The organism is Bacillus sp. 7884-1, from assembly GCF_002272245.1.
Taxonomy (GTDB): domain Bacteria; phylum Bacillota; class Bacilli; order Bacillales; family Cytobacillaceae; genus Neobacillus.
The window spans coordinates 1-22,082 of the sequence record NZ_NPDD01000116.1; the positions used below are offsets into that span (position 1 = coordinate 1).

A 22,082-nucleotide genomic window follows, 5' to 3' on the forward strand; every position below is an offset into this window, starting at 1 on the left:
AAATCAATATTTTTAGTGGAGTATTTTCTCTTAAAATGGGGGGAAATAAGCACAATTAATAGAATTTTATGAAAATACAGAAAATTAATTGATTAAAATATGTATAAAGGACTAGTTACGTATATGGTATTTTTGGACATTTTTTCACTATGTAGAAATATAATATTTATTGCCAAAATTGGAAAACAAATAAACGCCTGTCGATAATATGACGATATTAGTAGGTCCTGGTGTAAAAGTAACAATAAAACAGTATATTAAAAAAGATGTAATATTCATGAGGAAAACTCCTTTCAAGGTAATCTCATAGAATTATACATCTTGAAAGTAAATGGCTGATAGTATATTATTGCAGGATTATTCTATAAAGTTAACTCTACAAATTTTGGGTGCCGATACGTATTATTTCATTGTGTAGCATAAAATAAAGGCTTTGTTATCTTTGATTTTAAATAAAAGCTTAGGAGGTCTTCTTTCTTTCAAGCAAAACCCCTTTGAGAGAAGGGGTTTTTTTCACACTTTTATCTCGTTTTAGGTGAAAAAAGAAATCTACTTATTCATAATAAGTGGTGGTTATAACCTGTCTAGTAATCTTTTGAACTTTATAACCAAAGAATGCAAAGATAGGGGGGCTTTTCTTCCGATTGTCTGCATAGAATGTAGACAAGGATAAGTGCTCTCTCAATGAAAATAGTTAACCTGGAGGGAATAACCTAATGCATTTTATTGAAGATGTTAAAGACGTGAAATTTAGTTTTTTGGAAAAACCGCCAGCGTCGTCTATGACTTATGCCTTTGTTTATGTTAATGATCACAATAAATACTATGCAGTTAAAAATGGAGAGCGTTTGTCACGTAGTGAATTGCGAATTGGCAAATATAAAAGGGTTTATACAGTTAATATGCAGCAGCAAACCATCACCTACAAGGAGGAAGTCCCATCGGCTACAAGAGGAAGAAGGTTTTCTGTCAATTTGTTTATCGACATTGCCGTTGAACACCCCGAACGGGTAGTTCAACAAAATGCAGGAGAAATTGGCAACATTATTAACAATAATCTGCCCTTCTGGGTGGAGTCGGAAGCAAGATTTTATTCTATAGAAGAGGATCTGAGTTTTGCCCGGCATATTGAAGAATTTTTTCAAACCTCGCCATTAGTCAAGGTGTTAAGAGAGGCTGGTATTGTTGTTCGAAATGTTCGTGTTTTGATCCGGCAAGGTATTCGGGACCAGCGTCATGATGTGGCCATCGCCGATTTAGACCGGAGCGCAGAACTATCTGCCTATCAAGAGGCTCTGGACTTGGAGGAGGCACGCCGGATTTCGGCCTCAATTAAAGAAGCCCTCCAAGCAGGTGATTTTATCACTGCTGGGAAGCTTGGAGAAAAGAATGAAATGGCAAAGCGGTTAGTGGAATCGGAGTTTAGCCAAAATCAAGCCTTCAAATATGAGGTAAACAAACAACTTTTTAACTTAATCAACGATCACTCTATTGACCAGTTTGAGGCAGAACAAAGATTGGCCAAGCTAAAAAAGCTATTCCCCTATCTCCCCGACAATCTGGAAAACATCAATAGAAAAAAACAGATTTCTGGTCCAAGGAGAGAACTTCCATCGTATTTAAATAAAGGAGATTAGGATTGTGGAATCCATTTTAAATCAGCTTTTTTGGATCTGGTCACTTATTTCTGTCCTGCCGGAATGGATGCGTATTTTTTTGGCTCTCTTTGTGCTCCTGCAGGTCGCAAGGCTGAGTTTGTTGTACATGGTTCCTCCCTTCTTAAACTTGTTGTGCCGTTTGTTGAAAAAAATGCTTTATCTCCTTTCTTACCCAATCATGGCACCTCTTAGCACGATGCAAAGAAGCCGGAGAGAAGCAGGAAAATCTGGAATCCCTGTTTGGATTGATATCATTGAAGGAATGTTTGCCTTGTTCGAAAGATTTTTCAACAAAATGATTCAGCTTTTCATGAAACGGAAAAGGAATAAGACAAGGATTAAAAGATGGACCTTCTATTCTGCCACAGCTTTAGTGATTTTGCTTACTGCTGCAATCATGAACAATCCAAATGAGTGGTATACACAAAAATGGAAGAAAGCTGATGTATGGTTAAACCAAGAACATGTGCACATACAAGCAACCGGGGCTTCCCCTGATCAAAAAGAATTAATTTTAAATAAGAATTATGAAGAAGGCGGGAATATTCGTGAAGTTCCCGCACTCACCGCGCCCCGTCTATACACTATTACAAATGGAGAAATAATGCTCTTTTTGAATGAAGAACAAGTAGATTCCAAAGGAATTAAGTGGCTAAAAGTTCAAACCGCAAACGGGATCGTAGGCTGGATTTCATCCTTGATTGTCAGGGAAAAATAATAAATTGAGTGGGATATTGCCGTCTTAGTGTCGCAATGAATTGAACAATTCCCATGATTTAATAATCCTTTTTCCAGTTCATAGAACAACCCATTTAAGGAGAGTTGACTTCAATGTGAATAGTCCCCTCTCCTTAAATAAATCTCTTCCTAATTGTGTTAATTCATATAGCGATATTCTCTTAGACTATTCAAAATAGAGATTTCCTGTAACAATTTCTCTCCAACATTTGTTTCTCTAACCTTTTTTCTCTTTAATTCTTCATCCACTACTCTTTTAATGGATAAAACATCTGTCCCGTTAAGTAGAACATCTTCTTTTGAATTAAAATGCTTATGGGCGACCAGTTGCATACCGTAGGAATTATAAAGTAACGTATATCCAGCTATACCTGTAGTTGATTGATAAGCTTTGGAGAAACCACCATCGATCACGATCATCTTACCATTTGCTTTAATTGGATTTTCTCCCTCAATTTCTTTAACCGGTGTATGGCCATTTATAATATGACCATGGTCAGGATTCAGATCAAATTCTGTAAGGATTTTGCGGCAAATTTCTTCATTTTCGCGTAAATGGTAATATGGGTTCTTTCTCTCTCTATGGGTTGCCTTGTCCTTAATAAAGTACCTCTCAAAAGTTGTCATTTCTCTTTTCCCAAAGAGTGATGAATATTCTCCTGTCCATAAATACCAGACCATATCAGTCGCAAGATCATCTGTCTCTTCAGGATGTGCAAAAGCATGCCGTAAATAATGTTCAAAAACATCAAGTAATTCACGACCTGCATGGGTATTATTTTCAATAGTCATTTTTTCCATATTCCCTTCTTCATCTAAAGGAATACAACCATGTATTAATAGGTTCCCGTTATATTTTAAATAAAGACTACCTTTCTTCAAAAGGAAATTCATATGTCTGGCCAGCTTTTCTGAATGCTGGACTGAAAATAATAATCTTTCCATAACCTGCTTTTCTTCTTCTAATAACTGATCAGGCTGCTCGGGATTTACAGTTGCAAAGCAAATATTTTCTAGAGGGTAGGTTTTCCCATAAATCGTTATTTCGTTCTTGTCATAATCAATTTTCTCCAGCAAAAGCCTTTCTGACATATTAAAATGCGGGCGCCGCTTTATAATAGGCATTTCGAGTTTGAACTGAATCATTGCAATAGCTTGATGAATTTTCGTTATTTGTAATTTTTCCTGATCAGATTGTTTCTTATCTGAATGTACCTTAGGTCTGAAAGCTGGATTGTCCTCATAGTATTTCTCGGCAAGATTCAGAAGGGGTCTAAGATTGATTCCATATACATCTTCAATAATATCCAGATTGTCGTATCTTGCGCAAATACGAATGATATTAGCGAGACAAACCATTGAACCAGCAAAAGCACCTAGCCATAGTACATCATGGTTTCCCCACTGAATATCTACGGAATGATAATTGATCAGAGTATCCATGATTTTATCCGGTTCAGGTCCACGATCATAAATATCCCCAACCACATGAAGATGATCGACAACTAGTCTCTGAGTTGTATAAGCGAGCCCTGTTATGAGTTTATCTGCCTGACCTAAGGAGATGATTTGCTGGACAATTTCTGTATAATATTGCTCCTTATTTGTAGATTGATTCGTTTTGTATAGCAGCTCCTCTATTATAAACACAAACTGACTCGGCAATGCTTTTCGTAATTTCGAGCGTGTATATTTGAAGGAAGCATGAGAAATAAGCCTTATCATCCGCTCAATGATTACTATATACCATTGGTTTAATTCATGTTCATTGACAAAATGATTTTTAATTAATTTTAATTTTTCTTCAGGATAATATACTAATGTTGCAAATTCATTTATTTCTTTTTCAAATAAAACATCTTGAAACAAGTCTCTGATTCTCTTTTTCACATTCCCTGATCCATTTCTTAACACATGTTGAAACGCTTGATACTCCCCATGTAAATCACTGACAAAATGTTCTGTCCCCTTTGGTAGATTAAGAATGGCTTCCAGATTAATAATTTCAGTTACCACTTTTTCTTCACAATCATATTTTTGGAGAAGTAAATCTAGATATTTTGAGTTCAAAATCATGTATCCCCTTTCAAAATTCACCATTTATTTTCTATCTAATAGATTGAGATTAATTTATTATTTTTATTATCAGATCAAATAATAGTTATTTTACTATTTAGAATTCTCCTGTCAACCAATCTTAATGAAAGATTATATTCTACATTTAACGTATTGATGAATTTGTTGAAAAAAGCCGCACACATTAATTTGATGTGATACGGCAATGGAATTTATCGTTTGCTTGTTTTTTGTTAAACTGCTGTTTTATGTTTTGTTTTATTATGATTTTTTTGATAATTTATTAGATTCTCATACCCAATCTTGTTATTACCCCATGCTTTTTCATATTCCCAGCCAGTTAATTGTTCAAAAACCTGACGGGCTTCTGGAGTAACATCCTTTTTAGAGCCGCCATTTTTTAACCGCTCAATCTCATCTAAGAGAATAACATGATTTTCTTTTGTTAATTTGTAACGATAAGAGATAATCAAACCTCCCGCTAAGAAGAAAAGGGTACCAAATAACAGAATAGAAATAATCATGGTTACAGCAGATTCTGGTTGTGATCCTTGTCCAGATACAAAGCCTGCTTCTTGTAAGGCAACACTTACTAAAAAGACAGCTAAAGCTTGTGTTCCTTTCCTAACTAAACTCATTACACCAGCGAACACACCTTCACGTCTTTGACCCGTTAAAGCTTCATCTACATCTGGAATAAAGGCATAGTTATTCCAAGGAATGTAGTTCAAACCACCACGACCTAACCCACAAATCCCAATCATCACAAACAATAATGCAGTTTTCCCCATTGATTTTTTCAATTCCGTATCCTTGCTCATTTTTAGCAACAAAATGATAGTTATTTATATCAACCATTCCTTTTTCTGAATAAAAAACGTGATCCCTATCTGAAATCACAATATTTCCAGCCCAATCTCCATTAGGTTTTGGTAAATCGCTTACAATAGTATCTAAATTAACACGAACCAGAAGTTTGCGATTTTTTCAAAGCTAAGGTTCTCATAAGAACGGATTAGGCGGACTGAAGTTAAATACCCATTATCGCCATCTAACTCCATCCAATGGTTTTCCCCTTCATACTTATCTGCCTGATTAAGTGCAAGATCCTTGTCCTTCTCTTTTAGTCGGTTACTGCTGGAACCGGCTAAAAATTCTCTTCCTGCAGAATCATACAGAAAAATGGATTGAATATATTTCTCAGAACCAACATATTTTACTAATTTATCTTCAATTTCCTGTTCAAGGCGATAAATATCATATTTCTCTACATTTCCTTGAAGCTCTATTAAGATTCTTTGAATATCCTGATCAACTGCTATTTCATAGCTTACTTCTTCCACTCGTTCAAGTTTCTCTTCAATGCTGTTCGATGACATCATCAACACTTGTGAGGATTTTGCATAGATTTGCTCATCATAAAGGGAAAAAGCATATCGAATTCCTCCCAGTACAAACACTAGCGTGGTCACCATAATCAATGAAATCGTTAAAAAAAGCTTTACGTTCAGCTTAGAATTATTATAGATATTCGTGAAGTAGAACCATAACTGTTTCATGTAAATAAAAAAAGCTCCCTTAGTTGAAAAATAGCAAAATAATTCAATAAAATAATTTATTTTTTTATAAAACGGTTACAAAAAAACATTTCCACTACCTACATAATCATAGTGTAATAAAAATAGAAAATGATTCCCACCAAAAAACCGACTTTAATGTTTAAAAAACAGTGGGTTCATTATCCCCATTTTCCTTTTTAAACCTCGGATGAAGTAATATTATTGATAGGATACAGATCAATAAACGACTGGGGTTGTTTTTCTCGGTATTCTTTTGGTGTACATAATTTTATCTTTACAAAGTTGCGATTAAAGGACCGTATGCTTTCATAACCACAAAGGAAAGCAATTTCTGTAATATTTTTCTCTGTATAGATTAATAGATAACAGGCATAGTTTACTCTGGTTTCATTTAAAAAATCCACAAAAGACTTACTAATATGAGTATTAAAATACTTCGATAAATAGTTATAACTGTAACCTATTGTACCAGCGATACTTTTTAAAGAAATCGATTCTGTAAAATGGTCCTGGATATAGGTTAACAACTTATGGAGCAGCTCTGGATCTTGTTTTTCTCCTCTAATTAAGCTGGTTTGTCCCATTAGCTCTGATAATAATAAATAGAGACAGGCTTTTTGTTCTAGCAGATTTGGGTTATCTTTGAAAAGTGTCCTAGAAATTAGTGTATTCGCTTCCAAAGATAGGTTGAAAACTGGATTTTCAAGTGAACTATTTTCTATCATACTTTGAAATGTTGGAACATAGTCTGGCGAAAAAATACAAATTTTAGATAGAGAGTGTGATTTTGTAATAAACGAGTGAATCTCATATGGCAATATGAGTAAGAATTGTCCAGTTTTCAAATGAAAACTTCTTTGATTAATAATCACTTCCATTTCTCCATCAACGAGGAATAATAATTCATAACAACGGTGGAGATGGCTTGGAAAGTTTAGATTCATCGTTTGATAGTTTGATATTAAATCAAAATGGTGTGCTTCATATATTAACATGCTAAGAACATCCTCAGTAAAGAGTAAATTTTGTCTAGGATTATATAAGTTTTTACTTGTTGTGTCAAACCTGTAAATGATAGATTTATCGATATTAGAGTTATCTTGATGACATACAAAAGGAGATGCGCTATGGAAAAAATTAGAATCGGAATGGTCGGCTATAAATTTATGGGTAAAGCACACAGTCATGCTTACCGGGATCTTCCACTCTTTTTCCCGAATACGATTCATCCTGAAATGAAGGTTATTTGCGGCCGTGACCTTAATGGCGTGACAACTGCAGCCAAGCAATTCGGCTGGGAGGAATATACAACCGACTGGAAAAGCCTCTTAGAAAGAGATGACATTGATTTAATCGATATCAATGCACCTAGTGATGTACATAAAGAAATAACGATTGCTGCTGCTCAAGCCGGCAAGCATGTTTTTTGCGAAAAACCGTTAGCGCTTACATTGAAGGACTCGAGAGAAATGCTTGATGTCGTTGAGGCTGCTGGGGTCAAACATATGGTTGGATTTAACTATCGCTTTGCCCCCGCCGTAATGTTGGCTAAAAAGCTTATTGACGAAGGAAGGCTGGGCGATATCTATCATTTCCGTGCCTGGTTTTTACAAGATTGGCTCGTGGATCCAAACTTTCCGCTAGCCTGGAGACTTCAGAAAGAAATTGCAGGATCTGGCTCCCACGGAGACCTCGGGGCTCATTTAATCGATCTGTCTCACTATCTAATTGGCGATATAACCGAAGTAATTGGTATGAACGAAACCTTTATTAAAGAACGGCCCATTCCGTCTCAGATGACAGGCTTATCAGCAAAAGGCAGCGAAAGTGATGAAAAGGGCGAAGTGACAGTGGATGACGCTACCCTATTTTTATCTCGGTTTGCTAACGGAACTTTAGGAAGCTTTGAAGCTACTCGCTTTGCAGCTGGACATCGCTGTACCAATTCATTTGAAATCAATGGCAGTAAAGGCAGTGTTATCTTTGATTTTGAACGGATGAATGAACTGCAAGTTTATTTCGTTGATGACCGAGACGATGTCCAAGGCTTCCGCCGTGTCTTAGCAACTGACCCACAGCACGCTTATGCGGAAAACTGGTGGCCGCCAGGACATACGATTGGTTATGAACATACATTTATTCATGAAATTGTTGAACTTATGGAGTCTTTCCGGGAAGATCGACAGCCTGTTCCAAACTTCCTTGACGGCGTAAAGTGCCAGGAAGTCTTGGAAGCGGTTGATTTATCGATTGAAAAACGTCAATGGATCCGAATTTCTGACGTTTAAAAACATATAAAGGAGTGCTTTTACCATGAAAAAAAGTGCATTGATTGTTTGGGGTGGATGGGATGGACATCAGCCAGAGCAGGTATCAGAAATTTTCAAAGGAATCCTTGAGGAAGAAAACTTCCAAGTAGAGGTATCCAATTCACTAGACTCTTATGGAGACAAGGAAAAGTTAAAATCATTGGATTTAATCGTTCCCCACTGGACGATGGGTGAAATTGAAAGAAAGTATGTCTTAAATATCTCTGAAGCAGTCTCTGCAGGTGTTGGTTTAGCTGGGTGCCATGGAGGAATGTGTGACTCTTTCCGTAATAATGTGGACTGGCAATTTATGACAGGCGGTAATTGGGTTGCCCATCCTGGAAATGATGGTGTGGAATACATGGTGAACATCAAGCATACCTCTAGTCCACTAGTAGAGGGTCTTTCCGATTTTAAAGTCGTTAGTGAGCAATATTACCTTCACTACGATCCAGCTGTTGAAGTATTAGCTACCACTCGCTTTCCGGTTGTTGACGGCCCTTATGCTGCGAATAAAGCCATTGATATGCCAGTAGTATGGACCAAACGCTGGGGTCTGGGAAATGTGTTTTATAGTTCATTAGGCCATCAAGCTAATATCATTGCCATGCCGGAAGTTTCACTCATTATGCGCCGTGGATTTTTGTGGGCCACTGAAGGAAAAAAAAGAGATGCAGCGTCTAATTATGGAAATGTACGTAACTACACAGGTATGGGAGACAGTCAGTAAGTAAAGGGAATTTCGAGGAGCTTATTGAAAGTTAAACATAATAAACTGGAGGATCCCCTAATGAAAAAACTTAAAATTGGTATCATCGGTTGTGGAAATATTAGTTCTATTTATATGGAAAACTGTCAGAAGTTCCCTCACCTAGAGCTAATTGCCTGTGCGGACTTAGATGTACAGCGAGCACAATTACAAGCTGAAAAGTTTGGTGTCCCTAGGGCTTGTTCGGTAGAAGAGTTACTGTCTGACTCAGCCATTGAACTCGTAATTAATTTAACCATTCCTAAAGCACATGCCGCTGTCTGCATACAGTCACTTGAAGCAGGCAAGCATGTATATACAGAAAAACCACTGGCTGTGACACGCGAGGAAGGAAAACAAATTTTAGAAACCGCTAAGAAGCACAATCTTCTTGTTGGCAGTGCACCTGACACCTTCTTAGGTGCTGGTATTCAAACGGCTATCCATTTAATTGAACAAGGTGAAATTGGTGTACCGATTGGTGCATCCGCCTTCATGATTTGCCGCGGGCACGAACATTGGCATCCAGACCCTGCTTTTTATTATGATATTGGCGGCGGACCTATGTTTGATATGGGACCTTATTACCTAACAGCCTTAGTGGCTCTGTTAGGACCGATCAAACGAATTTCTGGTTCTACTCGTATCAGTTATCATGAAAGAACGGTGCAAAGCACACCGAAAGCAGGTACTAAAATTGAAGTATCAACCCCTACACATATCTCAGGTGTGATAGATTTTGCATCGGGTGTAATTGGAAGTATTACAACAAGCTTTGATGCCTTTGGCGGAACATCACTGCCCCCTATTGAAATTTATGGAAGTGAAGGAACGCTACTTGTTCCTGATCCTAATACATTCGGCGGACCTGTAAAAATAAGGAAACGTGACGAAAAAGAATTTAAAGAGGTGCCTCTTGCAAATGGATATTCCCAAAACAATAGAGGGCTTGGTGTTGCTGATATGTCCAAATCCATCCTCGAAGGTGGGAAGTATCGAGCAAATAGCGAATTAGCGTATCACGTATTAGAAGCGATGCATGGCTTCCATGATTCCTCAGATAGTGGTAAACACTATATAATGGAAAGTACATGTGAGCGCCCTGAATCTGTGTTATTGGAATTACAGGCTTAAGTATTTCGCGATAAAAGAATACTTTCATAAACGATATAAAAGGGCACCCCTCATTCTTGGAGAGCCCTTTTTACATGTTCGCTGCTCTGATTGCGTCGGTCCCAAACAGCCCTCACACCTCCATAAATTCACAAACAATAAAACTTCCATTTACGTTATAGGTTTTTATCTGCTTAAATCTTTTTATGTTACTTAGGATTATAGTATTTCCATCCAAATCTTTATAGCTGTTGCTAAAATTAATAAAGCTAATACAACTTGTAAAATCTTGGTGTTTACCTTTTTTCCAGCCATTGCACCTAATGGTGAGGCAATTAAACTGGCAATAATCATAATTACGGAAGGTAAGAATTCTACTTGTCCCGTGGTAATTTTCCCCACAGTGGCACCGATTGAAGATAGAAACGTAATAGCCAATGATGAAGCAATCGTCATACGTGTTGGTATTTTTAATACAACAAGCATGATTGGAACTAATAAAAATGCTCCTGCTGCTCCAACAATTCCAGAACCAATTCCAACAATTGATGCTAGAGATGCTGCAAGCCATTTATTAAACTTCACTTGATCAAGAGGAATATCATCAATTCCTTTTTTCGGAACAAACATCATGACAGCGGCTATTAATGCTAATATCCCATAGACTAAATTAATTCCTTGCTCTGTCATTAACCTTGAACCATAACCACCAACAAAACTACCAATTAAGATACTTGCTCCCATATATCCAATTAGTGTTTTATTTAAATAGCCACCTTTACGGTATGCCCAAACCCCGCCGATTGTCGCAAATAATACCTGAACAGCGCTTATTCCTGATACTTCGTGGGCACTAAATGCTGCTAAACCAAATAAAGGTGGAATATATAAAAGCATTGGATATTTAATAATTGAACCGCCAATTCCTAACAACCCAGATATATATGAACCAATTAAACCAATTAAGAAAATAGTAATAATAAATCCAATATCCATCGTAAAGCCTCCCCTTTAAGAAAAGGGAACCCCATTTGGTTCCCTATTTCTTTAACCTTTTATAATCCAAAACTTTAAAACATCGTTTTCCACTTCGTGCTTAATTAACTCGTGACCGCCAGATTTTGCCCATGCTGTAAGGTCATTCTTTGCTCCTTTATCCGTAGCATGGATTTCTAAAACTTGGCCGCTTTCTAATTCATTCATTGCCATTTTTGTCTTAACGATCGGCATTGGACATGCTAACCCTTTTGCATCTAAAACTTTATTTGCTTCCACTTCTTTTACCTCCTAGTGTTTGTTGTACTTATCGAACTGCACAGCGATTTGGTCCGATTTCCATTTCACGTTGCTTTTCTTCATCGGGATTGATTTTCCCCATATTCGTTTCACGAATTTCTTGATACGCATTTGGTTGTGGTGGTAAGTTTTCCGTTACTAATTTTCTGAACTCATTTTCGTCTTTAATATTCAAGCCATGATTCTTGGCATAAAGTGTCCCTAATTTCTCTGATACACTACCATCTTCATTCAATTCTTCAATGATCATAAAGTGAGCAGGAAGGACAATTAAATCCTCTGATAATTCTCTATAGCGTTTATATAAACTTTCTCTTAAATCCCCTACCCAATCTTGAGCCAAGCCAGCTAAATCAGGTCTCCCAATTGAGTCAATGAACAATATATCACCTGAAAGCAAGAACTTTTCATCTACAATAAATGAAGTAGACCCAATGGTATGACCTGGAGAATATAGGGCATGGATATTAATTTTTACATTTCCAATTTCTATAAGGTTTCCATCTTTTAATGATTGGTAAGCAAACGTAACTTCTGTTGCATCTTTTGGAGGTAGCCAATAAGTTGAGCCTGTTTTTTCCGCAATGGTTCTTCCACCGGAAATGTGGTCCGCATGTAAGTGTGTGTCAAAAACATGAGCAATTTTTGCACCAATACTGTCAGCAAACTCAAGGTAAATGTCAGTCATACGAGTGGCATCAATAATAGCAGCATCACCGTTCGACACAACCATGTAAGATAAACATCCTTTACCAATACGTACAAACTGATAAATTTCGCCTCCATCTCTTAAATCCCCGACTTTTACAGGTTCTAGATGTTCACTCCAAGCTTTCATACCACCCTTTAGGTAAGAAACAGTAAGCCCTTCATCAGAGAGCATTTCAGCAATCATAATAGATGAACCTTCCTTCGCACACACGACCAAAACTTCTTTATCAGAAGGAATCTTACCCATAATACCTTCAACACCATCTAGCAATTCAAAATAAGGGATGTTATAATACTCGAAGTTTTCTCCTTCAATTTTCCAATCCTGAAAGTCACTCTCATTTCGAACATCTAGAATGAATAATTCTTCCTTATAAAAGACTTTTTGGGTAACATCTTTTGAAGTCATTACATTTACCGTCATTCCGAATTACCCCCTATGGTATGTTTTGTATTAAAAAACTTTAATGCTTACTTCAGAAAACTAGTTGTTTTCCCTGACCATTGACTCATCCCTGGTACTACGTTAATAACTTTAGTGAATCCCTTCTCTGTTAACTTCTGTGCAGCAAGATCACTACGGTTTCCAGTTCGGCAGACTACAAAAATGCCTTCTTCTTTGTTTAATTCATCAAGCCGATTTTCTAACTCACCCAATGGGATAGAAATAGCATTTTGGATATGATTAAAGGCATATTCTGCTGTCTCCCTAACATCCAGAACAACAATATTTTCATTTGCTTTAAGTCTCGTCTCAAGTTCTACATTGTTAATCACATATTGGTGTTTTCTCTCTAACGTTTCATCACTTTCGGATTTTCTTAGGTAGTGCTTTAAAACCATGCCTTCCTCTAATGTACCTAAATACTGATGCCCTCTGCTTTCAGCCCAAGCCTTAATGTCAGCTTTTGAACCTTTATCTGTTGCTTGGACTTCTAGTACATGACCAGCTTCTAATTCATTCATTGCCTTCTTGGTCTTAACAACTGGCATAGGACAAGCTAATCCTATTGCATCCAAAATTACGTTTGCTTTCATGTTCTCCATCTTATTGCCTCCATTTATATACCTAACAGGGTATTATTTTTATTAAAAAAATTTATTCAACTTTTCCTTCCCAGGAAAGCATTCCACCTGTCATATACATTACTTTATATCCTTGATACTCAAGAAATTGTACAGCTTGAGCACTTCTGCCACCGGAGCGGCAAACGATAATATATTCTTTTGATTTGTCTAATTCATGCATACGAAATTCTAATAATCCTAACCGAATGTTTATAGCACCGGGAATCTTTCCACCTGTCACCTCATCCACTTCGCGAACATCAATAATATCTAATTTTTTTCTTTCATTTTTTAATTGTTCAACTTCCTTTGCCGTTATTGCTTTCATTTTAAAATCCTCCTCTATTTACAATTTTTATGACCAAGCGTTCATGCCGCCTTTTACGTTTGTTACTTTCGTATAGCCTAATTTTCTTAATATCTTACTTGCTTGCCCGCTTCTCATTCCACTTTGACAAATAACAATTACTACTTTGTCCTTTGAAAGTTCTTTCTCCGCTTTTTGTGCAAGTAGATTAAGTGGAATATTCTTAAATTCCCTAATGTGATTTCCTTTATATTCTCTAGATGTTCTTACATCTACAAACATTTTATTTTTATCATTTAATTCATTTTTTAATTCTGCAGTTGAAATATTTCTTACACCTTTAGTTGGCATGAAACGATATACAATAAATAAGATGAAAAGTGAAATGAATACGTAATTTATATAATCCAAGTCTAGTCCCTCCTATAGGTTTGGGGAAGATATTCCCCCTTATAAATTAAATGAACAGGTTGACATTACCATCCTCAGCTTCTGATAGATATGCTGCAACTCCTGCATATTCAATATTATCTAACAGTTCTTCTTTTTGAAGACCTAGTAAATCCATCGTCATGGTACATGCTATTAATTTTACATCTTGCTCTTGAGCCATCTCGATTAGTTGAGGAAGGGGCATTGCATTGTGTTTTTTCATTACTTTTTTGATTAGCTTAGGTCCAAAACCAGCAAAGTTCATTTTGGATAATCCCATGTTATCAGCGCCTCTAGGCATCATTTTGGCAAACATTTTTTCCAGAAATCCTTTTTCAACTGAAATAATTTCATCCTTTCGTAAAGCATTTAATCCCCAAAAAGTGTGAAAGATCGTTACTTCATGATCATATGCAGCTGCACCATTCGCAATAATATAAGCTGCCATTGCTTTATCATAATCTCCGCTTAATAGGACGATTGTTGTTTTTTTCTTTTCTGTCATTATTAAGACCTCCTATATTAATTACCCATATGGGTATTTATTTAAACGAAAGCAAAGTTACCTCTACCCCTACGGGTATGATAGTAACCAAAATAAAAGAGGGTGTCAACCCCTTTTTTATCGACTTCTTACTAATAGGTTTACTGCTTCTTTTACTAATTCTTCGGTACTTCTTTCATTCGTTTCATCCGCTTTTTTAACACACTCCACTAAATTTGAACTAACAATTACTCCTATTGTTCGATCAATTGCTGTTCTAGCAGCAGATAACTGAGTAATAACATCTTTACAATCCTTATCTTCTTCCATTAACCGTAATATTCCTCTTAACTGCCCTTCGATCCGTTTCACCCTGTTTTTAATTTGATCATTATAATCCATTACTTTTACCTCCTTAACAGTTAACTTTTACTTCTAAATGACATTCATTTAAATTATTTTGACTAACAAATGAATATCCAACAATTCGATATCCCTTATGTTTTAATGCACGGATTCCAACATTTTTTTCAAGTAAACTTGATACAACTAAATGTAAATCTCTATGTGGGATCTCATTAATATGCCTTTTAAGATAGGCTATTGGAATATTCAGTGCTCCTTCAATTGGGTTCTTATAGGATTCATTATAATCTCTTACATCAAGAATTTCTAATTTAGTCGAATCAAGTTCTTCTAATTGAGAACATTTTATACCCAAGACTGGAAAATACCTTTTATATAGTATAACTAGTATTACTAGTAATCCTAAAATTAAATATATCATTTATACCCCCTACCATGAAAACAAATATCAATAACACGATTAATATTATACCCCTATAGGTATAGTGTCAATAGTTATTATTCAAATTTACTAAGATGTATTGGTATACAAACCATTATTTCCACCAATATATACTGCCTTTCATATACATTGGTTTAATTGGTTTGAAGTCATACTATTACCTTATTTCTTTTTTAAATGATTTTTTCATCTTGTTCAGTTTTTAAGAGTGTATGTCCTGCATTTTTTGACCAAGCTGGAATGTCATTTAAAGCTCCACTATCTGTCACATGGTTCTCTAAAACTTGAGTAAATTGAGTATCTTAGTATGATTAATACCATTTAATTTGAAAATCGAATTAAAATATACCCTGGTAGGTTTATACCGATATGGGTATTATGACTCGCAAAAAAATAATGTAATGACACTTTTACATATGTTCACATTTTCTTCATATTTACTGTGTAAATCAATTTGAAAAAATGTGATTTCTCAAAGTTTTTGCCCAACAAATTGTATGACATGGGATAAACCATTATGGAGCTTCCCTTCATGCCGGGTAACCTCCCCCATAAAAAAGTGGATAATCCTCCAATCTGAAAAGAAATGTAAAAATTCTTCTGGATTATATAAAAAGGCCAAGTCCTTGGGTCCGCCACTTCCATATGGTATTTGGTATATTGAATATACCTCTGTTACAAAATGCCCACCTGGCTTAATCGTTTCTTTAACACCTTGGAGTGTCTTCTTGCGCAACTCTGTTGGAAAATGCCCAAAAATGCAAACAAGCTGATCCCATTTCTCTTTTTCCCAGATTACCTCATTTAGATCAACAAGCTCAGTACTAACCGTTACACCTCTGCTATCGGCAAGTTTTTTTGTTTTTGCTAAGCCTGATTCCGAATAGTCCCAAGCGGTTACTTTAATTCCTTGTTCAGCTAAAAAAACTGCATTGCGTCCTTCACCTTCTGCGATTGCCAAAGTATCACCGGATAATTGAAGTTTTTTCTGGATATCTGCTAAAAATACATTGGGTTCGCTTCCATAAACATATTCCTCATCCTGAAATCGAATATTCCATTGATTCATAATCATTCTCCTTTTTAATCCATATTGTTTATTAATTCTGTCATCATTTCTTTATCCATGGGACCAATTATTTTTTTACGTATGACGCCTTTCGAATCGATAAAATAACTTGTTGGGATTGTAATTGCTTGATAAGTTTTCCCTATTTCTCCACTGCGGTCCAGTAATATAGGAAAAGTTAACCCATAATCTTGTACAAAAGCTTTAATTTTTCCTTCGTCTTTTTCTGTTTCTGTCAGGTTTACAGCAAGTATTTCCACATTATTCTCTTTCTGATTATGATAAAAATCTTGCATATGTGGCATTTCTGCTTTGCATGGCGGGCACCAAGTCGCCCAAAAATTTATAATTACTTTTTTCCCTTCTAAATCGGAGAGAGCCATTTCTTCCCCGGCTAATGTCTGTAGTTGAAAATCAGATGCTTTTTCCCCTTCATGAATACCCTTTTCAAAATTATTACTCACCGGTTTACTATTTTGATTCATATTTTTAGATTCACTGGTTGAAAAGTTATTATTGTAAAATCCCCATCCAATTATCCCCACAAGTCCTAATATGACGAGTGTTTTTTTGTACATTTCATTCACTCCTAACGATTAAGAAACAGGCTTTTTATCCCAATAAAAGAGGGAAACTACTATTAAACCAATGAAAAACCATTGCTCCATTGAAAATAAGAAAAAGTTAACGGCAATATTCTCATAAATGAATGAAAGGATAAGATTTAGAAAAGAAAGAATGATAGTGAAAGTAAAGATGTTTTTTTGAGTTAAAATGTCTCGTTTAATGAAGGCTAAAGACAAGCATGAAGCAGTACATAACCCAAAAAGGAGATGGCTAAGATTTTCGCCATTTAGAAAAAAATATCGTAATATGTGATACCCACTTAATGTTGAGAAACTAAAAATGAATGCAGATTGTAAGATTAACATATTAGGTATTTTTATCTTCCTTGCTTTGAAAAAGAAATATAAAACTGATCCAATAATTGCCAGAATTAAACCATTGCTGCCCCCTGTAAAATATAATAAAGAGTATAAACTCTTCATAACCAATGAGGGTTCCAGTAAGATTAGACTGATTTTCCATATAATAAAACCTATAAATAAGGTATTTGCTATTTCGTCGAATATCTTCTTAGTAGTCTCATCTTTTTCCGTAGGCATAAACCACCATTTCAAAAAGAATAAACCAATGATCACTGATATCCCTAGCAATAACCATTTAACCAGAATGGCGAATGAGCCTATTTGAATAACTTCCATAAGCCCCCCTAATCATTATTAATTGAATTTAAAATCATATACCATTTTACTGTATAATGGTTATTCATTTTTACATCAAAAAAGGGCTAACCAGCCCCTTTTTAAAATTTATTTAATAGAATGATGTCACTACTATCGCAGAAGTTAAACCCGAAGCACTTTAAATTGTCCGCCTCCGAGTATGGACTTAACATAATCGATCTTTACATGATCAAAATAAACTTTATTTCTTTCATTTTATTTATGATGTTTGTATATTTCACTTTAATATAAAAGTGGTAATTATTATCCCTAAAATTTTTCTAAAGCAGCAATTTAGCCTATTTAGAAAGCCGTTGATGTCAGCAACAACATAAATATTTTAATTTTATATTGCTCTATTTATTAATAACAATCGATAATTTATAGCTTACCAAATTGCTCAAACCTATTAAAAATCCATCTAATATTTCATTGGTTTGAAATTTGCATTCGAGAAGATAACAACTTTCTCCACTGATTTTGAAATTGTTTATGACGTATTGTTCTTGGTTTTTTATGAGCGACAAATAAGGTTGATGATTCGTGTTTTTCGTATAAATATGTAGAATTGCGTGAATTGCATACCCCATTTTTACCTGATTAACATTAATGGTGTATCCCTCTATAATCCCACTGTCTTCTAATTTCGCCACTCTAGCTGAAGTAGCTGGTCCAGTCAAATGGACTTTCTCGCCTAATTCTTTCATTGTAATCCGACTGTTCTTCGATAATTCGTCTAAGATCTGAATATCCGTGCTATCTAACATTTATACACTCCTTTCATTAATAAAGTAAAACCGCCAAAACACTTTATTTAATCTATGTATCCTGCAATGGGTTACAGTATAGAATATACATTGTTCAAAGAAATTTTAAAAGAAAAGGAGTTAATGAAATATGAATATACAACTAATTCGAAACGCTACACTCGTTCTTCAATATGCAGGTAAAAAGTTTCTGATTGATCCATTTTTAGCAGATAGAGGGACTCTTCCGCCTTTCCCTTCATTAAAACAAGACGACTCAAATAATCCTTTATTTAGTTTGCCAATATCTATTGACGATATTATTCATAATGTTGATGCTGTAATTGTCACTCATCTACATTATGACCACTGGGATGATGCTGCCAAAGAGGCATTGCCAAAGGATATAAAGCTGTTTAGTCAAAACGAAGAAGATGCCGCTGAAATCAGAAACTCTGGTTTTCAAAATGTAGAAGTCTTACAAAAAGGTACCGTTTTCGAGGGCATACAATTAAGCAAAACAAACGGAGAGCATGGAAGAGGAGATATATTAAAACTTCCATTAATCGGTAAAGTGAGCGGAGTTGTCTTTAAGCATTCTGATGAAAAAACGCTATATATTGCTGGAGATACAGTGTGGAATAAGTATGTTCAAGAAGCTATCGAAACACACAAACCAGAAATAATTGTCGTAAATGGTGGGGATAACCAATTTCCAGAAGGTGGTTCTCTAGTAATGGGGAAAGATGATATTTTTGAAGTTTATAAAGCTGCTCCTAACGCAAAAATTATTTCTGTCCATATGGAAGCAGTCAATCATTGGGCATTATCAAGAGAGGAATTAAAAAGCTTTATTAATGAAAAAGAAATCTCCTCTAATGTTTTAGTACCTAAAGACGGAGAAACATATTCATTTTAAAGAATCAGAGCAGACAGAAATTGCAGTTTTAATTTTATATGAGTGGAAAGACAATCATGTCTGTTGAAACCAAATAAGAGTTGGTTCGTCGTTTTTATGCAGCACTTTTCCAAACAACCAATGTGTCTTCCTCTCTTAAAAAATCAAAAGCATCGTCTAGTCCGTTCTTGATGATTTGTCTTCACTAGCATTGTCAGTGAAGATTTGTTGGCATCCGCGTTGTGGTAAAGCATTCTTTTGTTGGATAAATTTCTGATCTTAAATAAAAACCCAGGTTAATTGTGAATGTTAATTTTATTTTGTGCAGTTTCTAAGCATTTATTTGTTTGTAGTGATACAAGGAGCTCATGATTATGTAGTTGATAATCATGAGCTTCTTAATTATTTATTGAACGAAACCTTCTAAAAGAGGATGGGCAAGAAATCGCCTCTTACAGGGATGCTTGTAGATAAAGGTGGTCGTACTTCAATGGCTGTTGCTTCTGGTGCCACGCTTCTGGCCTCTGGTATGCTGGCACCTTTTGCCCTGCAGATTCAATGGTACTACTTATCTGTGCGTTAGTACTACTTGGTGTTGGCTGGAACTTTAGCTTAATAAGCGGAACGGTTCTCATTGTAGATGCAACACATCCATCTATTGGTGCAAAAACACAGGGATCTGCTGATGTCTTGCTTGCATTATCAGGTGCCACCGGCGGTGCGTTATCAGGATTGGATTGATGCTAAGGTAATAAGCGGAGATGTAGCAAAAACTCCGACCTTCGCCTTCTTAGGTGTAGTCGATTCCATTATACTAGAGCTTGCATACGGTAATGATGAAAAACGGCTTAGAAGCCTCTTGGACAGTATTGTGGAGAGGTATTTCACATCAATGATTATACAGAAAGAGGTGTTTATATATGAAGAAAACAATTAAAGAACAAAAGTTGGTATTAATTATTCTTTTAAGCAATATATTCATTGCATTTCTAGGTATAGGTCTCATTGTCCCCGTTATGCCGTCTTTTATGAATATCATGCATTTATCGGGAAAAACGATGGGCTATCTTGTCGCCGTACTTGCGGTGGCACAACTACTTATATCACCGCTCGCAGGACGATGGGTTGACCATTATGGCAGAAAGAAAATCATCATAATCGGCTTGTTTCTTTTTGGTGTTTCAGAACTTATCTTTGGTCTAGGCACGAATGTATCAGTGCTTTATATATCAAGGATTCTAGGGGGAATTAGTGCCGCCTTTATTATGCCAGGTGTTACTGCATATGTTGCAGATATTACATCTGTTCAGGAACGTTCAAAAGCGATAGGCTATATTTCTGCCGCCATTAGTACTGGCTTTATTATCGGACCTGGCATCGGTGGCTTTATTGCAGAATACGGTATACGTATGCCCTTCTTCTTTGCGGCAGGCATTGCCTTTTTAGCATGCATTTCATCAATATTTATCTTAAAAGAGCCGCTGACAAAGGAACAGCTTGCAGAAATTTCTGCTAATACAAAGCAAACAAACTTTATAGGCGATTTCAAAAGATCACTTAATCCGCGTTACTTTACTGCCTTTATCATTGTATTTGTACTTGCTTCCGGTTTATCAGCATATGAAACAGTTTTCAGCCTATTTTCTGATCATAAATTTGGCTTCACGCCGAAGGATATTGCAGCTATTATTATAATCAGCTCAATCTTTGGAGTTGTTATGCAAGTATTTATGTTTGGAAAAATGGTAGATATACTTGGTGAAAAGAAACTGATCCAATTATGTTTAATTATAGGTGCAATATTGGCGGTGGCGTCCACTGTAATCTCTAGCTTATTGGCAGTGCTGGCGGTAACTTGCTTCATCTTCCTCGCATTTGACTTGCTTCGCCCGGCATTGACGACTTTTTTATCAAAAGCTGCCGGGAAAGAGCAAGGATTTGTTGCTGGAATGAACTCAACCTATACGAGCTTAGGTAATATCGGTGGGCCAGCGATGGGTGGAATATTATTTGACATAAACATCCACTATCCTTATCTTTTCGCTGCTGTCATTATGGTCATTGGCTTCGGTATTACAGTTATGTGGAAAGAAAACCAATTGGGAGAAAGCTTAGCGAAATAATTAGAAAAGTACGAGACACCTTTGGAACAATAAAAGGCCCAGATTGTACCTGTGATGATCATTCAAAGTAGCATTCCTTGTGGAGTTAGAAAACTATCTAACTCGAAAAGCTATACTCTTAACTTTGAACATTTAAAAACTGCCATTAATAGGTAAAGTGTGCGGCGTTGTTTTTAAACATCAAAATGAAAAAACATTATATATTGCCAGTGATACAGTGTGGAATGAGATGTTCAAGAAGCTATCGAAATACACAAGCCAGAATCATTGTAGTATTGGCGGAGATAACCAACTTCCAGAAGGTGGTTATCTAGTAAGGGTACAAATGACATTTATGAAGTATATAAGGCTGCCCCTACCGCAAAAATTATTTCTGTCCATATGGAAGCGGTCAATCATTGGACATTATCAAGAGAGGAATTAAAAAGCTTTATTAATGAAAAAGAAATCTCCTCTAATGTTTTAGTACCTGAAGACGGAGAAACATATTCATTTTAAACAATAAAAACAGACAGAAAACATAAATTTCTTGGCATGCAAAAAAGAGTCAAAAAACTCATTATTACTTTTTAAATTTACTGCTGACAACCATGTCCGCAGTATTTCTCTATTGAATCCTCTCTTTTTTAGAA

24 protein-coding genes and 4 pseudogenes are annotated in these 22,082 nt (G+C 35.9%); 10 read left to right on the forward strand and 18 right to left on the reverse strand.

The window, feature by feature from the left end:
- Positions 1 to 198: 198 nt before the first annotated feature.
- Positions 199 to 279: pseudogene (locus tag CHI06_RS30485) on the reverse strand (LysE family translocator); the annotation flags it as partial.
- Between the two features lie 437 nt (positions 280 to 716).
- Here CHI06_RS30485 and CHI06_RS14245 point away from each other — a divergent pair.
- Positions 717 to 1,637, forward strand: coding sequence for a hypothetical protein (locus tag CHI06_RS14245; protein WP_095249224.1), 921 nt, complete (start codon positions 717 to 719; stop codon positions 1,635 to 1,637).
- 4 nt (positions 1,638 to 1,641) lie between these two features.
- A complete protein-coding gene (locus CHI06_RS14250) occupies positions 1,642 to 2,376 on the forward strand; it encodes an SH3 domain-containing protein (protein WP_095249225.1) in 735 nt (244 codons plus the stop codon).
- Between the two features lie 158 nt (positions 2,377 to 2,534).
- On the opposite strand, the gene fbp is transcribed toward CHI06_RS14250, so the two are convergent.
- The 4 genes from fbp to CHI06_RS14270 all read right to left on the reverse strand — a co-directional run bounded on the left by fbp (position 2,535) and on the right by CHI06_RS14270 (position 7,047).
- On the reverse strand, positions 2,535 to 4,466 hold the full coding sequence (gene fbp, locus CHI06_RS14255; RefSeq protein ID WP_095249226.1) for a fructose-1,6-bisphosphatase: 1,932 nt from the start codon (positions 4,464 to 4,466) through the stop codon (positions 2,535 to 2,537).
- A gap of 239 nt (positions 4,467 to 4,705) precedes the next feature.
- Positions 4,706 to 5,275, reverse strand: coding sequence for an MFS transporter (locus CHI06_RS14260; RefSeq protein ID WP_257009297.1), 570 nt, complete (start codon positions 5,273 to 5,275; stop codon positions 4,706 to 4,708).
- Between the two features lie 150 nt (positions 5,276 to 5,425).
- Entirely contained in the window at positions 5,426 to 6,031 is a 606-nt protein-coding gene (locus CHI06_RS14265) for a hypothetical protein (RefSeq protein ID WP_257009298.1), read from the reverse strand.
- A gap of 197 nt (positions 6,032 to 6,228) precedes the next feature.
- Positions 6,229 to 7,047 carry a helix-turn-helix domain-containing protein gene (locus CHI06_RS14270; RefSeq protein WP_095249227.1) on the reverse strand — a complete coding sequence of 273 codons (819 nt, stop codon included), beginning with the start codon at positions 7,045 to 7,047 and terminating at the stop codon, positions 6,229 to 6,231.
- 132 nt (positions 7,048 to 7,179) lie between these two features.
- Here CHI06_RS14270 and CHI06_RS14275 point away from each other — a divergent pair, with 132 nt between their 5' ends.
- From CHI06_RS14275 to CHI06_RS14285, 3 genes are read left to right on the forward strand one after another with little or no spacing between them, the layout of a single operon-like run.
- Positions 7,180 to 8,340 carry a Gfo/Idh/MocA family protein gene (locus CHI06_RS14275; RefSeq protein ID WP_095249228.1) on the forward strand — a complete coding sequence of 387 codons (1,161 nt, stop codon included), beginning with the start codon at positions 7,180 to 7,182 and terminating at the stop codon, positions 8,338 to 8,340.
- 25 nt (positions 8,341 to 8,365) lie between these two features.
- A complete protein-coding gene (locus tag CHI06_RS14280; protein WP_095249229.1) occupies positions 8,366 to 9,091 on the forward strand; it encodes a ThuA domain-containing protein in 726 nt (241 codons plus the stop codon).
- A 60-nt stretch (positions 9,092 to 9,151) separates the two neighbouring features.
- Positions 9,152 to 10,243: a Gfo/Idh/MocA family protein gene (locus CHI06_RS14285; protein WP_095249230.1), complete on the forward strand. Its 1,092-nt coding sequence runs from the start codon at positions 9,152 to 9,154 to the stop codon at positions 10,241 to 10,243.
- A gap of 198 nt (positions 10,244 to 10,441) precedes the next feature.
- Here the strand turns inward: CHI06_RS14285 and CHI06_RS14290 are convergent, their stop codons facing one another.
- The 13 genes and pseudogenes from CHI06_RS14290 to CHI06_RS14355 all read right to left on the reverse strand — a co-directional run bounded on the left by CHI06_RS14290 (position 10,442) and on the right by CHI06_RS14355 (position 18,450).
- Positions 10,442 to 11,218, reverse strand: a complete 777-nt coding sequence (locus tag CHI06_RS14290) for a sulfite exporter TauE/SafE family protein (protein ID WP_095249231.1) — start codon at positions 11,216 to 11,218, stop codon at positions 10,442 to 10,444.
- 51 nt (positions 11,219 to 11,269) lie between these two features.
- Positions 11,270 to 11,497, reverse strand: a complete 228-nt coding sequence (locus CHI06_RS14295; protein ID WP_095249232.1) for a sulfurtransferase TusA family protein — start codon at positions 11,495 to 11,497, stop codon at positions 11,270 to 11,272.
- Positions 11,498 to 11,525: 28 nt separating this feature from the next.
- A pseudogene (locus CHI06_RS14300) lies at positions 11,526 to 12,660 on the reverse strand (MBL fold metallo-hydrolase).
- Positions 12,661 to 12,700: 40 nt separating this feature from the next.
- A complete protein-coding gene (locus CHI06_RS14305; RefSeq protein WP_095249234.1) occupies positions 12,701 to 13,276 on the reverse strand; it encodes a sulfurtransferase TusA family protein in 576 nt (191 codons plus the stop codon).
- A 52-nt stretch (positions 13,277 to 13,328) separates the two neighbouring features.
- Entirely contained in the window at positions 13,329 to 13,625 is a 297-nt protein-coding gene (locus CHI06_RS14310) for a rhodanese-like domain-containing protein (RefSeq protein ID WP_095249235.1), read from the reverse strand.
- A gap of 27 nt (positions 13,626 to 13,652) precedes the next feature.
- Complete coding sequence (locus CHI06_RS14315) at positions 13,653 to 14,015, reverse strand: rhodanese-like domain-containing protein (protein ID WP_095249236.1); 363 nt, start codon at positions 14,013 to 14,015, stop codon at positions 13,653 to 13,655.
- A gap of 46 nt (positions 14,016 to 14,061) precedes the next feature.
- Positions 14,062 to 14,541 carry a DsrE/DsrF/DrsH-like family protein gene (locus CHI06_RS14320; protein WP_095249237.1) on the reverse strand — a complete coding sequence of 160 codons (480 nt, stop codon included), beginning with the start codon at positions 14,539 to 14,541 and terminating at the stop codon, positions 14,062 to 14,064.
- 117 nt (positions 14,542 to 14,658) lie between these two features.
- Positions 14,659 to 14,922: a metal-sensitive transcriptional regulator gene (locus CHI06_RS14325; RefSeq protein WP_095249238.1), complete on the reverse strand. Its 264-nt coding sequence runs from the start codon at positions 14,920 to 14,922 to the stop codon at positions 14,659 to 14,661.
- Between the two features lie 13 nt (positions 14,923 to 14,935).
- Positions 14,936 to 15,307 carry a hypothetical protein gene (locus CHI06_RS14330; RefSeq protein WP_095249239.1) on the reverse strand — a complete coding sequence of 124 codons (372 nt, stop codon included), beginning with the start codon at positions 15,305 to 15,307 and terminating at the stop codon, positions 14,936 to 14,938.
- Positions 15,308 to 15,800: 493 nt separating this feature from the next.
- Entirely contained in the window at positions 15,801 to 16,397 is a 597-nt protein-coding gene (locus CHI06_RS14340; RefSeq protein WP_095249240.1) for an SAM-dependent methyltransferase, read from the reverse strand.
- Positions 16,398 to 16,411: 14 nt separating this feature from the next.
- Positions 16,412 to 16,975: a redoxin domain-containing protein gene (locus CHI06_RS14345; protein ID WP_095249241.1), complete on the reverse strand. Its 564-nt coding sequence runs from the start codon at positions 16,973 to 16,975 to the stop codon at positions 16,412 to 16,414.
- An 18-nt stretch (positions 16,976 to 16,993) separates the two neighbouring features.
- On the reverse strand, positions 16,994 to 17,662 hold the full coding sequence (locus CHI06_RS14350; protein ID WP_095249242.1) for a hypothetical protein: 669 nt from the start codon (positions 17,660 to 17,662) through the stop codon (positions 16,994 to 16,996).
- Between the two features lie 377 nt (positions 17,663 to 18,039).
- A complete protein-coding gene (locus CHI06_RS14355; protein ID WP_095249243.1) occupies positions 18,040 to 18,450 on the reverse strand; it encodes an Lrp/AsnC family transcriptional regulator in 411 nt (136 codons plus the stop codon).
- Positions 18,451 to 18,580: 130 nt separating this feature from the next.
- Between CHI06_RS14355 and CHI06_RS14360 the strand changes: the two genes are divergently transcribed.
- From CHI06_RS14360 to CHI06_RS30490, 5 genes and pseudogenes are all read left to right on the forward strand, one after another.
- Positions 18,581 to 19,348: an MBL fold metallo-hydrolase gene (locus tag CHI06_RS14360; RefSeq protein WP_095249244.1), complete on the forward strand. Its 768-nt coding sequence runs from the start codon at positions 18,581 to 18,583 to the stop codon at positions 19,346 to 19,348.
- Between the two features lie 424 nt (positions 19,349 to 19,772).
- Positions 19,773 to 20,062, forward strand: a pseudogene (locus CHI06_RS14365) (MFS transporter); the annotation flags it as partial.
- A complete protein-coding gene (locus CHI06_RS14370) occupies positions 20,046 to 20,264 on the forward strand; it encodes a hypothetical protein (protein ID WP_257009299.1) in 219 nt (72 codons plus the stop codon). The pseudogene CHI06_RS14365 and the gene CHI06_RS14370, both read left to right, overlap by 17 nt.
- A complete protein-coding gene (locus CHI06_RS14375) occupies positions 20,248 to 21,450 on the forward strand; it encodes an MFS transporter (RefSeq protein WP_095249245.1) in 1,203 nt (400 codons plus the stop codon). The genes CHI06_RS14370 and CHI06_RS14375 overlap by 17 nt, the downstream gene beginning before the upstream one ends.
- Positions 21,451 to 21,589: 139 nt before the next feature.
- Positions 21,590 to 21,948: pseudogene (locus CHI06_RS30490) on the forward strand (MBL fold metallo-hydrolase); the annotation flags it as partial.
- Between the last annotated feature and the right edge of the window lie 134 nt (positions 21,949 to 22,082).

Coding starts and splice junctions, on each gene's coding strand:
- CHI06_RS14330 (WP_095249239.1), bottom strand. CDS start 15,307: ATGATATATTTAATTTTAGGATTACTAGTAATACTAGTTATACTATAT.
- CHI06_RS14270 (WP_095249227.1), bottom strand. CDS start 7,047: ATGTTAATATATGAAGCACACCATTTTGATTTAATATCAAACTATCAA.
- CHI06_RS14265 (WP_257009298.1), bottom strand. CDS start 6,031: ATGAAACAGTTATGGTTCTACTTCACGAATATCTATAATAATTCTAAG.
- CHI06_RS14340 (WP_095249240.1), bottom strand. CDS start 16,397: ATGAATCAATGGAATATTCGATTTCAGGATGAGGAATATGTTTATGGA.
- CHI06_RS14280 (WP_095249229.1), top strand. CDS start 8,366: ATGAAAAAAAGTGCATTGATTGTTTGGGGTGGATGGGATGGACATCAG.
- CHI06_RS14345 (WP_095249241.1), bottom strand. CDS start 16,975: ATGTACAAAAAAACACTCGTCATATTAGGACTTGTGGGGATAATTGGA.
- CHI06_RS14310 (WP_095249235.1), bottom strand. CDS start 13,625: ATGAAAGCAATAACGGCAAAGGAAGTTGAACAATTAAAAAATGAAAGA.
- CHI06_RS14305 (WP_095249234.1), bottom strand. CDS start 13,276: ATGGAGAACATGAAAGCAAACGTAATTTTGGATGCAATAGGATTAGCT.
- CHI06_RS14360 (WP_095249244.1), top strand. CDS start 18,581: ATGAATATACAACTAATTCGAAACGCTACACTCGTTCTTCAATATGCA.
- CHI06_RS14320 (WP_095249237.1), bottom strand. CDS start 14,541: ATGACAGAAAAGAAAAAAACAACAATCGTCCTATTAAGCGGAGATTAT.
- CHI06_RS14290 (WP_095249231.1), bottom strand. CDS start 11,218: ATGGATATTGGATTTATTATTACTATTTTCTTAATTGGTTTAATTGGT.
- CHI06_RS14325 (WP_095249238.1), bottom strand. CDS start 14,922: ATGGATTATAATGATCAAATTAAAAACAGGGTGAAACGGATCGAAGGG.
- CHI06_RS14285 (WP_095249230.1), top strand. CDS start 9,152: ATGAAAAAACTTAAAATTGGTATCATCGGTTGTGGAAATATTAGTTCT.
- CHI06_RS14355 (WP_095249243.1), bottom strand. CDS start 18,450: ATGTTAGATAGCACGGATATTCAGATCTTAGACGAATTATCGAAGAAC.
- CHI06_RS14375 (WP_095249245.1), top strand. CDS start 20,248: ATGAAGAAAACAATTAAAGAACAAAAGTTGGTATTAATTATTCTTTTA.
- CHI06_RS14245 (WP_095249224.1), top strand. CDS start 717: ATGCATTTTATTGAAGATGTTAAAGACGTGAAATTTAGTTTTTTGGAA.
- CHI06_RS14350 (WP_095249242.1), bottom strand. CDS start 17,662: ATGGAAGTTATTCAAATAGGCTCATTCGCCATTCTGGTTAAATGGTTA.
- CHI06_RS14275 (WP_095249228.1), top strand. CDS start 7,180: ATGGAAAAAATTAGAATCGGAATGGTCGGCTATAAATTTATGGGTAAA.